This is a genomic window from Paenibacillus sp. EKM10P (genome assembly GCF_011800655.1).
Taxonomy (GTDB): Bacteria; Bacillota; Bacilli; order Paenibacillales; family Paenibacillaceae; genus Paenibacillus; species Paenibacillus polymyxa.
This window is the reverse complement of the sequence record NZ_JAALET010000014.1, coordinates 90,957-104,356: the sequence shown is the minus strand read 5'-3', so window position 1 is coordinate 104,356 and position 13,400 is coordinate 90,957. Positions and strand designations below refer to the sequence as shown.

The 13,400-nt window shown below is 44.6% G+C and carries 14 protein-coding genes; 10 read left to right on the top strand and 4 right to left on the bottom strand.

Annotated features, from left to right (window positions below; genetic code table 11):
* Positions 1–98: 98 nt before the first annotated feature.
* The 4 genes from HFE01_RS23015 to HFE01_RS23000 all read left to right on the top strand — a co-directional run bounded on the left by HFE01_RS23015 (position 99) and on the right by HFE01_RS23000 (position 2,964).
* Positions 99–419 (top strand): hypothetical protein, encoded by a 321-nt coding sequence (locus tag HFE01_RS23015; protein ID WP_017428493.1) that lies wholly within the window; start codon positions 99–101, stop codon positions 417–419.
* The gene (gene yidC / locus HFE01_RS23010; RefSeq protein WP_016818947.1) at positions 385–1,218 is read left to right on the top strand and encodes a membrane protein insertase YidC; all 834 of its coding nucleotides are present in this window, start codon (positions 385–387) and stop codon (positions 1,216–1,218) included. The genes HFE01_RS23015 and yidC overlap by 35 nt, the downstream gene beginning before the upstream one ends.
* 189 nt (positions 1,219–1,407) lie before the next feature.
* Positions 1,408–2,184, top strand: coding sequence for a GNAT family N-acetyltransferase (locus HFE01_RS23005; protein ID WP_107735019.1), 777 nt, complete (start codon positions 1,408–1,410; stop codon positions 2,182–2,184).
* A 108-nt stretch (positions 2,185–2,292) separates the two neighbouring features.
* A complete protein-coding gene (locus HFE01_RS23000) occupies positions 2,293–2,964 on the top strand; it encodes a phosphatase PAP2 family protein (protein WP_016818950.1) in 672 nt (223 codons plus the stop codon).
* A gap of 38 nt (positions 2,965–3,002) precedes the next feature.
* Here HFE01_RS23000 and HFE01_RS22995 read toward each other — a convergent pair whose 3' ends face one another.
* Positions 3,003–3,653, bottom strand: coding sequence for an undecaprenyl-diphosphatase (locus tag HFE01_RS22995; protein ID WP_016818951.1), 651 nt, complete (start codon positions 3,651–3,653; stop codon positions 3,003–3,005).
* Between the two features lie 147 nt (positions 3,654–3,800).
* On the opposite strand from HFE01_RS22995, the gene HFE01_RS22990 reads away from it, so the two are divergent.
* Together HFE01_RS22990 and HFE01_RS22985 are read left to right on the top strand one after the other, a co-directional pair.
* On the top strand, positions 3,801–4,514 hold the full coding sequence (locus HFE01_RS22990; RefSeq protein WP_107735020.1) for a response regulator transcription factor: 714 nt from the start codon (positions 3,801–3,803) through the stop codon (positions 4,512–4,514).
* Positions 4,511–5,887 (top strand): sensor histidine kinase, encoded by a 1,377-nt coding sequence (locus tag HFE01_RS22985; RefSeq protein ID WP_044786570.1) that lies wholly within the window; start codon positions 4,511–4,513, stop codon positions 5,885–5,887. The genes HFE01_RS22990 and HFE01_RS22985 overlap by 4 nt, the downstream gene beginning before the upstream one ends.
* A gap of 82 nt (positions 5,888–5,969) precedes the next feature.
* Here the strand turns inward: HFE01_RS22985 and HFE01_RS22980 are convergent, their stop codons facing one another.
* A complete protein-coding gene (locus HFE01_RS22980) occupies positions 5,970–6,443 on the bottom strand; it encodes a C40 family peptidase (protein WP_017428497.1) in 474 nt (157 codons plus the stop codon).
* Positions 6,444–6,796: 353 nt separating this feature from the next.
* On the opposite strand from HFE01_RS22980, the gene HFE01_RS22975 reads away from it, so the two are divergent.
* Both HFE01_RS22975 and HFE01_RS22970 read left to right on the top strand, forming a co-directional pair.
* Positions 6,797–7,831: a glycosyltransferase gene (locus HFE01_RS22975; RefSeq protein WP_017428498.1), complete on the top strand. Its 1,035-nt coding sequence runs from the start codon at positions 6,797–6,799 to the stop codon at positions 7,829–7,831.
* A 5-nt stretch (positions 7,832–7,836) separates the two neighbouring features.
* On the top strand, positions 7,837–8,562 hold the full coding sequence (locus HFE01_RS22970; RefSeq protein ID WP_017428499.1) for a succinylglutamate desuccinylase/aspartoacylase family protein: 726 nt from the start codon (positions 7,837–7,839) through the stop codon (positions 8,560–8,562).
* A 112-nt stretch (positions 8,563–8,674) separates the two neighbouring features.
* On the opposite strand, the gene HFE01_RS22965 is transcribed toward HFE01_RS22970, so the two are convergent.
* Both HFE01_RS22965 and HFE01_RS22960 read right to left on the bottom strand, forming a co-directional pair.
* Positions 8,675–10,033 carry a sugar phosphate nucleotidyltransferase gene (locus tag HFE01_RS22965; protein ID WP_017428500.1) on the bottom strand — a complete coding sequence of 453 codons (1,359 nt, stop codon included), beginning with the start codon at positions 10,031–10,033 and terminating at the stop codon, positions 8,675–8,677.
* Positions 10,034–10,102: 69 nt separating this feature from the next.
* Complete coding sequence (locus HFE01_RS22960; RefSeq protein ID WP_017428501.1) at positions 10,103–10,939, bottom strand: DUF6492 family protein; 837 nt, start codon at positions 10,937–10,939, stop codon at positions 10,103–10,105.
* 209 nt (positions 10,940–11,148) lie between these two features.
* Between HFE01_RS22960 and HFE01_RS22955 the strand changes: the two genes are divergently transcribed.
* Both HFE01_RS22955 and HFE01_RS22950 read left to right on the top strand, forming a co-directional pair.
* Positions 11,149–12,012: a YheC/YheD family protein gene (locus tag HFE01_RS22955; RefSeq protein ID WP_107735022.1), complete on the top strand. Its 864-nt coding sequence runs from the start codon at positions 11,149–11,151 to the stop codon at positions 12,010–12,012.
* A gap of 193 nt (positions 12,013–12,205) precedes the next feature.
* Positions 12,206–13,231, top strand: a complete 1,026-nt coding sequence (locus HFE01_RS22950; protein ID WP_017428503.1) for a cupin domain-containing protein — start codon at positions 12,206–12,208, stop codon at positions 13,229–13,231.
* Positions 13,232–13,400 lie beyond the last annotated feature (169 nt).

Genomic DNA, 13,400 nt, shown 5'->3' with positions numbered 1-13,400 from the left:
CTTTTTTGTGTAATCCGATCTCTATCTCTATTTAAAGATTAGTCGATTGTCCGGTTTCGTGCTATAATTGTAGCAACATACCGAAGGAGGTGAATCCCTTGTTTGAGCTTCAGGACCTACTCCCCTATTTGCTTACGATCGGCTTGCTGTGCACAGTGACATATACGTATCTTGCTCATTTGCATGGCAGCGTAGCTGAATGCTGGGTCGAAGGCGGCCCCGTTCGCTCGCATGCTTCTCCACTGATGCCGATGTCTGCCCGCGGACAGGACATGCCTGTCCGGCTAGCACGTCACATTCGGCGGAAGGAAGCGCCAGATGAAGATGCTTCCGATTGTTCCCCCTTGTTGAAAAATGGCACAGCCAATCAACGAGGAGGAACATATGAAACGATTCAAGGGATTCACTTTTTGGGGTAAACAAGAACGGATATTGGGTTTAATCGTAGCGTTGGCGGTGGTCATGCTGCTGTCTGGTTGTGGTGCGAATGCTGCGGAGATTAATGCACAGACACCTGGTTTTTTTAATCATTACGTGGTATTCCCACTTTCTTGGCTCATTCAGCATTTGGCGGAATGGTTTGGTGGAAGTTTTGGGCTGGCGATCATGACTTTGACATTCATTGTCCGTCTGGCCTTATTGCCGCTAATGATGCGTCAAACGCGTGCCCAGCAGGGTATGAAGCGCAAGATGAGCGCTATGCAGCCCGACTTGGACCGAATTAAAAAGAAGTATGAGAATAAAAAAGATACCACCAGCCAGCAGAGTATGCAGCAGGAAATGATGGCGCTGTACAAAGAGCATCAATTCAATCCGCTCAATATCGGTTGTCTGCCTATTCTCATTCAGCTCCCGATTTTAAGCGGTATGTATACTGCCATCCGACTCACGCCGGAGTTGGCGTCACATTCATTCTTATGGTTCCGGCTCGGACAGCCGGACTGGATTCTGGCAATTGTCGTCGCAGTTGTATACTTGGCACAGGCTAAGCTTTCTCAGCAACAGATGACGGCTGACCAGCGCAAGCAATTTGCTATTATGGGTTATCTTTCACCGATTATGATGGCGGTCTTTTCCTTCAACGCTCCTGCGGCCATGCCTTTATATTGGACCGTAAGCGGCACCTTTTTGCTGCTTCAATCGCTGTGGTTCCGCAAACGCTATCCAATTGAAGAAGCAGAGAATAAGATTAAACTTGGTGAAGTCACGCCAACCTAATAAGAAGATGCTATTTGTTTGACATAGAATTGTGTTAGCAGTGTCTCACATGCAATGACAGATGCCATTCGAGCCAATAAGGCTTGAGTGGTGTCTTTTTTTTGCTGTTTTTTTAACTATATTTCGCTTGCGGTTTTGTAATCATTATGAAATCCTTATATCAATATTCATAAAGTTAGGAGAGACTAAATGGAAAATTCAACAACAACCATTGAATGGTATGAAAATCAAATAAGGGAAGACGGCTGTTTTTGCATGAGAAGCATGCAAAAAGCACCGGGATATGTACAAAAAATGAATTGGACAGAAAAAGAATTCACTCAAAATTTGACTTACATACAATTGAGAAAAGACAATAAACCAGCAGGATTTATAGAGTATGCATCGGGTGAACAAGCATGGAGAGCTGTTCATGCGGATGGATATCTAGTAATTCATTGTATCTGGATTGCTGTAACCGGCTTGGGATTAGGCTCACAGCTTATTCAACGCTGCATTCAAGATGCTATTACGTTGGGGAAGAAGGGAGTGGCAGTCGTTACAAATATAGATACCTCCTGGGCGCCAGGTCCCGAAATTTTTCTGAAAAACGGATTCCGGCATGTGGAGGATGCTCCATATTCTTTTCAGTTGTATGTTTATAAGTTTAATCAAGAGCATTCAGATCCTTATTTCCCTAATAATTGGGTTCAACGTCTGGATCATTTTAGTGAAGGCTTAACCATTTTACGAACTCATCAATGCCCTTATCTGGAAATAGCCACGCACAATGTGATTGAAGCAGCTGAGACTGTGGGGATACAACCCGAGATTATTGATATACGAGATCGTTCACAACTCATGGAACTGTCTCCGACACCGTATGGCGTATTTCACGTGATCTGTAATGGGGAATTGATTTCATATCACAGGATGACTCCTCGTTCTTTTGCCAAAAAGCTAACCATGCTTTATTCTAAAAGCTAATCTTTTTATGAAATGATACAAGAAAAGTGGGTAAAGTAAATACATGGACGATGTGAATGCTACGTTTTGTTTGATCACGGGATGAATTTCATGGAGGACCTCTAAAAAATGAAGCAAATATATACAAAGCTACCGATTTCCGTGGCTCTACTTACATGTATAGTATGTGCCCTTGGTTTTGGCTTAATCGCATTATGGGTTAGCGACCAGCAAGTACGGCATTTTGACCACAAGATCATTACGGCTATTGGACAACTGGAATCGCCTTTCATGACACGTCTTATGAAATGTTTCACTATTATCGGCAGCGGGCTTCCAGTGGTAATCATCATTTTAATTGCCATGTTCGTGCTCTATAGTGTATTGGGACACCGACGAGAATTGCTTTTTTTAGCGGTTGCTGTGCTGGGATCAGTGCTGTTGAATACGGTACTAAAAATGCTATTTCGGCGTGCGAGGCCTGAAATCAACCGTATTATCGAAGCGAATGGATATAGCTTTCCAAGCGGACATTCCATGACCGCTTTCAGTATGTATGCGGCGCTGACGTTTTTATTGTGGAAGCACGTTCCTTCCAGGATAGGTCGTATCCTTCTTGTTGTGCTCAGTAGCCTACTAATTGTAACGATCGGGACAAGCCGCATTTATTTGGGTGTTCATTATCCGAGTGACGTTGTGGGTGGCTATTTCATGAGTGGTTGCTGGATGGCGGCTTGCATTTGGTTCTACCAGCGGTATGAAGAACGAATGCTACCACTTCGTACCAAATCGACTGCATAATGAGTGCATAAATCATGAGGCTAAAAAAAGCAGACGCATTAGCGTCTGCTTTTTATTTGCACAGAGGAAGTAGATTGGGTCATCTTTGTTCTCGTCTGTTCTACATGCTTTATTCCTAGCTTCTGCTCCCATTTTTCATAAAAAATAATAGCTGCTTGGATGAAGATGCCTGGAAGCTTCCGACTGCGAATGAATTTGTGAACACCAACTGCGCAACCTGCCCCAATGAGCACCCCTGCCAAAATATCTGAAGGATAATGCACACCGGTCCATACGCGGGATATCGCAATAAGCACAGCCAAGACAATCCAGAGGACACGATATTTTTGATGATGAAGCCATAGAATTGCTGCCAAAGCAAAAGCTCCAAGTGCATGGTTACTCGGAAATGAAGCATTGGGATCATGATGAATCAGCTGAATGACAGAGTGTCCGACAAAAGGCCGATCTCTGTAAAACAAATGTCCAAGACACCAGCTAATTGTAAAACCGATACAAACCGTTATAACGGCTTCTAAAACCATCATCCGATGCGGCATTTTAAAGGTGAACCAGTATAGCAGTAAAGCCACTCCAAATAAATACGGTGCATATTGCGCCAAGAAACGCATAGTTCCATTCAAAAAGGCGAGGTGATTAGCCAATTCATTGATCCAGTGAAACAAAGCAAAGTCTACATTAATTAACATGAATAAATTACTCCTTAACCTCAAAAAATTAAATTACAAAGTTATATTATAGAGCGACTATACGGATAAAAGCTTAAAATCAAATAAAAAATGGATGGTATGTGCATTGCTTATTAGTTTTCTCTATAAAAAATAGGTGGTTTTGCAATGGAAAAGTCGGTGCTGGTCATTGATGATGAAGCGAAGATATCCAGATTGCTTCAACTGGAGTTATCCCACGAAGGATATGCGGTTGAAATTGCACAGACGGGAAAAGAAGGATTGGAAAAAGCACTATCCCTTACATGGGATATTATCATACTGGATGTGATGCTGCCCGAGATGAACGGTGTCGAGGTGCTGAAGCAGATTCGAAAAGTGGACAATTATACCCCGGTAATTATGGTCACTGCACGTAACACGACTCCTGAAAAAGTTTCAGGTCTGGATGAAGGAGCTAATGATTACATTACAAAGCCCTTTGAAATTGAGGAATTATTAGCGCGGATGCGGGCCAGTATGAGGAATCAGTTGGAGCCGGCAGCTACTACTTCGCAAAAAGAGGAAAAGCAGCAGTCCAAACTTCAAGTCGATAGCCTGGTGTTGGAACCCAAGACGCGGTCCGTGGTGAGGGAAGGAAAACGTATCGAACTTACGCCCAAAGAATTTGATCTGCTTCTCTATCTGATGGAGCACAAAAATCAGGTATTGCATCGGGATCAAATGATTCAGGATGTGTGGGGGTTTGATTTTGTCGGTGATACGAATGTGGTAGATGTATATATCCGGTATGTTCGCAAAAAAATTGATCATGGATACAAAAAGAAACTGATTAAAACCGTTCGCGGTGTTGGGTACTGTATCCGGGAGGAAGACCATTGAAGCTGCGGACCAAAATTACCCTGCTTAGTTCTATTTTAGTGATGACGATTCTCCTGTTTGTGGACGTCACGGTTCATCTATTATTTGTCAAAATTGCTACTCGTAATGAAAGAGAAGTGCTACAAAATAAATGGACCGAAATCATTGCCGAAACAGGAGCTACGATGATTCTGAAAAATGCTTGGGGGTCCAAGTTGAAAGATGAACTTTCTGCGGACACCATTCTGAGGGTATTTGATCAGCAATCTCGTCTTTTGTATGAAGTAAGCCGTCAGTCCCGCTTTAAGCTGAACGATATACATTTTAACCTTTCTCAAAGCTCTCAACTAACGGATCTACAGGATCATAAAATCCTGATTATCCATCTTCCAGTGCTTTCACCAGAAGGTAGTCAAAAGGGGACACTGGAGATCGTAGAAAAATGGGATGCGCTTGAAAACAATCTCGATATCTTAAATACAATTCTTATCACATCGACTGTTGGAGCTATGTTGCTCAGTCTGGTGGGCAGCACGATTTTGGCAAATGCGATATTGCTGCCCATTGCCAGTAGTATTCAAACGATGCAGGAAATCGAAAGAAGCTTGAAATTCAAAAAAATTCCTGCTGGCAGTCCTAATCAAGATGAATTATCCCAAATGACCGCTACTTTTAATCGAATGATGGAGAGATTGGAAGAAAGCTTTCAGAGCCAGCAGCAGTTTGTTTCCGACGCCTCACATGAACTGAATACGACATTGATGATTATTGAGGGCTATGCCAACATGCTGCGGCGGTGGGGTACGCGTGACGAGGACATACGCAAGGAATCGATTGAATCGATCTATGAAGAAACTCAGCGAATGCGTACGATGACACAGCAATTGCTGACATTGGCCTCCTCACAGCAGCAAGATTCCGGTCCGTATGAGCGGGTAGAGCTGGTCGGTTGTTGTCAACAGGTGGTAGCACATCTCAAGCCTGTACATGAGCGCCAAATTTCTATTTTTACAGAAGAGAAGGAAATTTGGCTGGATGCTAATCTTGCAAAAATCAAGCAGTTACTAGTCATCTTGCTGGATAATGCGTTAAAGTATAGCTCGGAAGAAATCGAAATATGGCTATCTACAGATGAAAAAGATGTTCACCTCCGCGTTAAGGATTACGGAATTGGCATTCCTGAGAGTGAGATCAAGCGTGTCTTTGAACGATTTTATCGAGTAGACAGCTCCAGACATCGTAAAACCGGAGGAACCGGGCTTGGGTTACCAATTGCCAAGGCAATAACAGATGCTCACCAGGGTACGATACGCATGGAAAGCGCAGAAGGCGAAGGGACGGATGTAATCGTTACGCTGCCTCAAAAACAACAGGAAAGGCTGTCCCTCCAGTAGACATCTCTACTCAAAGGAACAGCCTTTTTAATGTTATTTGTAAGTTATGCGTTCGGTGGATGGGAGATCATCCAAAATGATCCTAAAGGACACGACGTGCTGTTGTGTAATGGGAGCTCCACCATCCCGAATTTAGATCTGTAACCGTTACGCCGCCTTTACCAAACGTATGCAGAATTTTCCCGTCTCCCATGTAAATGGCTACATGATGAATTGGCGCATAGAAAAAGACTAAATCACCTTTTTTAAGCTGACTACGCGGTACATAAGTGCCCACAGTTGACTGCTGTTTGGACGAACGTGGAAGCTTGATTCCATTTTGTGCAAAAACATACTGAGTGAACGAAGAGCAATCAAAAGAGCTTGTACTGCCAGCTGGAGCTCCATGTTCATAACGGACGCCCATATACTGGGAGCCTTTTGAGATAATCCGATCAGCTTTACTTGTCGAAGCGGCATGAGTGGTGTCTGGTCCAACGACGAAGCTCCCAGCGCTCAGTGCCAAAGTCATCGTAAAGCAAATACCCATCCACAATTTTTTAGAAGTACGTTTCATATATAATTTCCTCCGTTATTCGTATTGTGTTGATGTCCTGAAATGACAATAACACAAATAAAATATCCGGAATTTACCACTCATGGTTACAATCCTGTTACCCCAACGTTTTGCACTGCTTTATTAGAAAACGATGAGAATTTTCTCCTTAACTTTAGCTTGACAAATTAAATAACGCCCCCTTATGACTAGGCTCGTATGACAAAAAGTGACTTGCAGACGATTGGCACAAGCAATCATGCAAAACATACATACCTATATACTACAATTTATAACCTGCACGGGAGTATGCTCAGATTCCCGTTGACATCGTAAAGATCACACCGTATTTCCGGTCAGGAAGGGGAATTCGTATGGCTTCAAAGCAGAGTAAAGCATTCAAAAACCGACCTTTAACCATTGTGCAGGTCATATCCAACTATCCCGATGCACAGCCTGTTCCCTCCATCAAGGGCGGAACGGAAAAGGTCGTGCATGAATTAACAGAGGAATTAGTGAGACGAGGGCATCATGTATCTCTTTTTGCCGCCCGTGGGAGCAGGAGCAGCGCGCGGTTGATTACTTATCCCAAGGGTTTGAAACATAGTCAGATCCCCCAATATGTACTTCGGCATATGCCTTCCGGCACACATATCATTCATGACCATACTTTTCGTTCTGCTGTAGCGCGTAGGAAGCTGCCTTGCTCATCATTGTGTACCGTTCATCTTCCAGTGAGAAGACACGGTAAAAACCCGGTATATGTCAGTAAACGAGCACGTCAGCTGATGGGCGGGGGCAAAGGATTTTATATCTATAACGGCATCAACACGCATGAATACGAGTTCAGCAGTGAGAAGCGCAGCTACTTGCTGTTCATGGGCAGAATTATACCGGATAAAGGTGTATTGCAGGCCATTCAGGTTGCAGAGCGAACAGGAAAAAGACTGCTTATTGCGGGTCCCATCAAAGCCCCTGTATTTTTTCGCCGAGAGATTCAGACACGAATTCAGCGCAATCCGAATATACGCTATGTGGGACCAGTTGGGGGTGATCGGAAACAGAAGCTTCTGAAACATGCAGAGTGTCTGTTGTTTCCATCACTGTGGGAAGAACCGTTCGGACTTGTAATGGTAGAGGCTATGGCTTGTGGAACACCGGTGCTGGCACTAAAAAATGGCTCTGTTCCCGAGGTGCTATCAGGCTTTCCGCAGTTGATTTGCAAATCAGTTGGACAAATGGCACGAAAGGCACAGCAAAAGAATTACCCGTCACCCGCGCAGCTTCGATTGTATGTTAGCCAAAGATTTACCAACAAACAGATGACCAGCAACTACTTGAGACTATACCGTGAAATCATTCGTCGGCGAGAACAGAAGAGAGGACACCGAAAGCCTATACGGAGGTGAAGGGGATGCAGGTCAAACGATATATGCTTGGAAAGGGCTCTTCTTGGGCGACTCCTTATTATGTAGCCATAGAGGGACAACAAGGTCCGTGTGCGATGGTGGTTGCAGGCATACATGGTAATGAAATAGCAAGTATACGTGCGGCTGAGAAACTGGTAAAGCTTTTGAATGAGCAAAAGCTGAGATTCAGCCATGGCAAGCTTATTATTGTGCCAATTGTGAATCAAAAGGCTTATCGCAAGCAGATTAGAGGAAAACCGGATCTGAATCGAACCTTTCCGCGCCGGAAAAAGCAGGCGGCAACACAACCGCTTTCCACTGCTCTATTCAAATTATTACAAAAGCATCACCCTGATTGGTATCTCGACTTGCATGAGGCGAATGGATTATCACAAAAGGATGCCAAGGTGCTTGGCCAAACGCTGATCTCCAATAAGGGCAATCCGATAATTCCCACGACGCGCCGGATTATTAAGCGAATGAATCGCTCGATCAAGGTGAAAGAACGCCATTTCAACATGCGGTTGCATGAGCTCCCAGGTTCCTCTCGTACCGCTGCAGCCCGTATTTTAGGGGCGCGTGCGGTAACCGTGGAAACAGGGTGGAGCCTGCCCCAGAAAGAACGCATACACTATCAGATGAAGATCGTGCAGCACTTTTTAAGAGAGGCCGGGATGATTAAGGCCAACAAGGTTTATTTATCTGGCAAGGTTAGAACGGTTTCCTTATGAGATGTAATATTACAAAAAAAAATCGCTTCATGAGCAAAGGATGTTACTCACCTTGCTCAAGAGCGATTTTTTTGATGTGTGATCTTCGTGCAGAAATCGATCTGTTTAGATGTTATAACTCCGTGTTGCAGGAATCGGATTTATAGAAGGCGCTCACCAAACTGTTACCTAGGCGAACCTCGATTAGTTCCAGTTTTGAATCCAGATCGGCGCGGATCGTGTGATACGTATCGACCGGAATGCTAAATACAGAGCCGCTTGCCGCAGCAAAGCGTTCTCCGTTCAGCATAACCTCTCCCCGACCGGATACGATCGTCCATACTTTAAGTCCGCTGCCGTGAATACGTCCATTCAAGCGATGATCCGGCAACACCGTCAGTCGTATAGCTAATATGTCATTTGGGCTTCGGTGCTCAAATTCGTCCAGCACCCGGTAACTGCCCCAAGAGGTTTCACCATGCATGGGGTGAAGTTGGAGTTTGCCTAGCTGTTCCTTGATCGCGTGGGCATGGCTTTTGGATGCAATGAGAATACCGTCAAGGCTTGCAGCAGCAATAATATCCTCTACACCAATGACATGAAGTGGATAGGGCAGCTCATTGACGATGTGTGTGCCGTGAGTTTGACCACTGATTTGTCCGCGCCCGATCACTTGGCTTCCTAGCTGCTCTGTTAAGGTCTGCCAGTTGCCGATGTCGTGCCATTCGCCCTCGTAAGGCAGGACAACGGCCCGTTCAGTACGCTCCGCAATCTCCTCATCGAAACTGCGAACCGGGAGGGTATCATACATTGCGCACAGTTCTTTATCGTTCAGCGGCAATTGACTTTGCTCCATACAGGACAGCATATATCGTAACGTAAAAGCATAAATACCGCAGTTCCACAGTGCGCCTTGGTTAATAAGCTGCTGCGCCCCAGAGAGATCCGGCTTTTCAGTGAAGCGAGCAACTTGTGCATAAGCCGATTTCCCTTCCTGCCTCATTTGCAGACCCGGAACGACATAGCCATATTGGTCTGAGGCATGGGTAGGCCTTGTCCCAAGCATAGCTAGATCGGCTCCGCTCTCGAGCAATAGACCGGAGAGCGCTGCTATGCTGTGGAAGAAGTCGTCGCCTGCAAACATATCTGCTGGAGCAATACAGAGAACTTCATCCAGCCCCATGCCTCTTGTGTGAAAATAAGCAGCAGCGAGTGCAGCAGCTGTGAAGGTTCCCCGTTTAGCCGGCTCGCCAAGAACAGGCAGACGACCTTCTGTATGGCGAAAGGCTAGATTTACCTGACTCTGATGAGCCAGAAGCAGGGCAGAGGAATCTAGTCCGGCTAAGGTAAGCTGACGATACACCCGGCCGAGCATAGATTCCTGCTGCCCGTCAGGAGCGGGCAACAACCGGAGAAACAGCTTTGACCGAATATCATTGGATAATGGCCACAGCCGTTTTCCGGCACCACCGCATAACAATACGATGCGCACAGACGTTTCCTCCTTCAATGCAAATCCATTAGATTGCATCAACAATTGCGGGATTTTCTATTTTAGGAACTATTTCAATGAAGATTGAATCCTTGTTTTTGAAGCTAGCTGGTACACTTTGCGTTGATGAAAAGATAAGGAGCGGTAGCTTTGGGCATAGATATCCAACTGTTTTTGTGACAGCGAAGAAGCACGACTATGAAGCGCTTTATTTAATGACTTGCGCAAAATCATCCGAGAGGGCTGATTGCTGTATAGATAGTTGGCATACGTTTCATATTCGGAAAATCCAAACTGTTTTGTCCGGTCTATACTTTGAATAATGGCGTTGTACCAAGGTTTCCCATGCTTGGCCTCAATAATTTGCTTGAGCTGGGTGAGCCGTGTTTTTTCAAAAAGCATATAGTGAGTGACAAAGGACTTTGGTGAGGGAGCTTTAGCACCCATCAGCTTACGGTAAGTTCGAAAATACTCAGGTTGACTCCAGCTGCGATAGTAAAAAATTGTTTTTCCGTCTTTACGGAACGTATGTGGACGAATCAAAATGGTGTCCGCATCTATGACGAGAAAAAAAGACGATTTACTGATTTTGTCGCCATTCATTTTGAGCAATTGCTGATACAGCCAGCCTGAGCGATCCCAGCGCGTTGTTCCGTAATGAATATGCTTTTTAGTGATGGGCAACACCGTTTTTTCGTCTATAAATGTGCACTTCTTGTTTGCACATAGACTGCGAAGTTTGGTGCTTTGCGGTGAAACGATATAGATGGTTGCAATTCGGTGCTGCACGTGACGGCGCAGACTGTCAATTACTAGTGGTAGTGTAGCCAGATCTTTTTCAATTGCGGGGATTAGAACATCGATTGAGAGGGAACCCTTCTGTAGCCCATCGGATTGCGCAGACATGTTATTCACTCCCTATACGTGTAAATATACGCTACCGGTATCTCATATTATTGTATGCCTGGACAGGCGCTTTCGACCGGGCAAGGCCAACTGTCTAATTCTGTGTAGAAGAGGGCGAATGGAGCTTCGAATGGGGTTTTGGCGCATACGATAGATTGATCTTTTTTAACAGGAGCGTTCTACCCTGAGAGTAGAGAGGAGAGGGGCAAGTGAATTCTTCACAAGCGCAGGCGTTGCGTAGCAAATGGCATAAAACCCAATTGTTGCTCCAGCATGGCAGTATCAAGCCTTTTGTACCTGAAACCCGTAAATACAGCAAAATAACTGTGAAATCAATGTTGGAGAAGTATGGGATGGTCTATGTAAAGCCTGATCGAGGTACCTTTGGCAAAGGTGTGATGAAAGTCGAACAGGAGGCAGGTCAGCGCTTCGCCTACCAATATGAGGAAAAACGTCTGGAATTCAAACAGTTGGATGCACTGATTACCAGCCTATCGAAACACATGGGTAAAAAAAGTTATCTCATTCAAAAGGGAATTCATTTACTGCGCCATCAAAATCGTTATTTTGATATCCGGGTCATGGTGCAGCGTAATGCAAAAGGGACATGGGAATCTACCGGAATTATTGGACGCTTGGGCCATCCCCGTAAAATCGTGACCAATTATCATAGTGGTGGTAAGCCGATGGCCTTGGAACAGCTACTGAAATCCCATTTATCGCAAAGTAAGCAGGCTGAGCTGGTTAAGAAGCTCAATGAACTGGGGATTACCATTGCCACACAACTACAAAAAACATATCCGAATTTCCGGCAAATTGGTGTGGACATTGGATTGGATCATCGCTTTATCCCGTGGATCATTGAGGTGAACACGAAGCCAGACCCATACATTTTTAACCAATTGACAGATAAGTCTATGTACCGAAAAGTAATAAGCTATTGGCGACTGGCTAATGAAAAAAAGAAAGTTACAGTCCCAAGCAAGGATAAGAAGAATAACGACAAGAATAAAGATAAAAATGCAAATAAAGCTGATCATACAAATAAAGAAACTAAATCAAAAAAAGGATGAATTGTTTATGATTCATCCTTTTTCTCTTGCCTATTTACCCTAATCCTAACCGCGAGGGGGCGATTCGGACATAGTTTGATGAAAAAAATGGACAAATTTGATCTCTTTAACATTAAAAGTATATAATAGACCTGCACAGCATCAATAAGTGAATAAAGACATATGGGAAGAATGATTTTAAGGAGGAATCGCGATGAAATCATTTAAGTATGCTTTGGAGAAAAAGGAACCCAGAATCGGGCCAGGGGGTATCACACGTGGGGCTTCAGTCCATGATTTCCCTGTATCAGAAGGAATAGCAGGGGTTTCGATGCGTCTGGAGCCGGGTGGAATGCGCGAGCTTCACTGGCATGCCAATGCAGCTGAATGGGCCTATGTGATTAGCGGTTCCTGTCGGACAACTGTTATCCATCCAGACGGTACTTCCTATGTCGATATTTTTAACCCCGGTGATGTATGGTATTTCCCGCGTGGTTATGGTCACTCCATTCAAGGTCTTGGTCCTGGAGAGTGTCATTTTATCCTGATTTTCGATAATGGTGATTTTTCGGAGGACCATACGTTCAGCATTACTGATTTTATCGCTCAGACTCCCGCAGATGTTGTCATGCAGAATCTCGGATTTGCAGCCGACGAGCTCGCTCTTTTGCCAAAGAAGGAAGCTTATTTTGCAAAAGGGCCTGTCCCATCTACCGCATCTCATGATGCATATCCGCGCATTTCTTCTGATCTGATTACTAAACACCGCTATCCTTTAATGGCCAAACAGCCCAGATTGGCACCGGGTGGAGGGACTCAGCGGACCGTTACAGTAGAAGATTTTCCTATTTCTTCGACGATGGCCGGATCTGTAATTGAACTGGAGCCGGGCGGATTGCGAGAAATGCACTGGCATCCCAATGCGGATGAATGGCAGTACTATTTGGACGGCAAAGCAGAAATGACTGTATTTCTGGCAGAAGGGAATGCAGTGACAGAGCAGTTTGAGGCCGGAGATGTAGGGTATGTACCTATGGGAGCCGGGCATTATATTAAAAATACCGGATCGGACGTATGCCGTATTTTGATTGGTTTTAACAGTGGTCATTACGAGGCCATTGATTTGAGTGAGTGGATGGCTGGCAACCCTGTTGATGTATTGGCAACGAATCTGAGCCTTCCTCGAGAAATAGCGCATAAACTACCTCATAAATCGGTCTTCATCGCTTCGAAATCTTAAATCTTAAAACAACTAAAATGCCCGCTTAGACTACCTTATTCCAAGTTAGCCTAAGCGGGCTATTGAACTTGATTCTATTTCTATTGTTTTGTAGAAAGCAATATAGTGAATTTAAAATTGAACAACCTGCAACCCTGTGCTATTCTTATACGAAAGTGAAGATTAACGC

What these genes read in the sequence shown, in the direction of transcription:
- HFE01_RS22995 (WP_016818951.1), bottom strand. Translation starts at nt 3,653, where the DNA reads ATGTTAATTAATGTAGACTTTGCTTTGTTTCACTGGATCAATGAATTG.
- HFE01_RS22970 (WP_017428499.1), top strand. Translation starts at nt 7,837, where the DNA reads ATGCAGGTCAAACGATATATGCTTGGAAAGGGCTCTTCTTGGGCGACT.
- HFE01_RS23000 (WP_016818950.1), top strand. Translation starts at nt 2,293, where the DNA reads ATGAAGCAAATATATACAAAGCTACCGATTTCCGTGGCTCTACTTACA.
- HFE01_RS22990 (WP_107735020.1), top strand. Translation starts at nt 3,801, where the DNA reads ATGGAAAAGTCGGTGCTGGTCATTGATGATGAAGCGAAGATATCCAGA.
- yidC (WP_016818947.1), top strand. Translation starts at nt 385, where the DNA reads ATGAAACGATTCAAGGGATTCACTTTTTGGGGTAAACAAGAACGGATA.
- HFE01_RS22980 (WP_017428497.1), bottom strand. Translation starts at nt 6,443, where the DNA reads ATGAAACGTACTTCTAAAAAATTGTGGATGGGTATTTGCTTTACGATG.
- HFE01_RS22950 (WP_017428503.1), top strand. Translation starts at nt 12,206, where the DNA reads ATGAAATCATTTAAGTATGCTTTGGAGAAAAAGGAACCCAGAATCGGG.
- HFE01_RS23005 (WP_107735019.1), top strand. Translation starts at nt 1,408, where the DNA reads ATGGAAAATTCAACAACAACCATTGAATGGTATGAAAATCAAATAAGG.
- HFE01_RS22960 (WP_017428501.1), bottom strand. Translation starts at nt 10,939, where the DNA reads ATGTCTGCGCAATCCGATGGGCTACAGAAGGGTTCCCTCTCAATCGAT.
- HFE01_RS22975 (WP_017428498.1), top strand. Translation starts at nt 6,797, where the DNA reads ATGGCTTCAAAGCAGAGTAAAGCATTCAAAAACCGACCTTTAACCATT.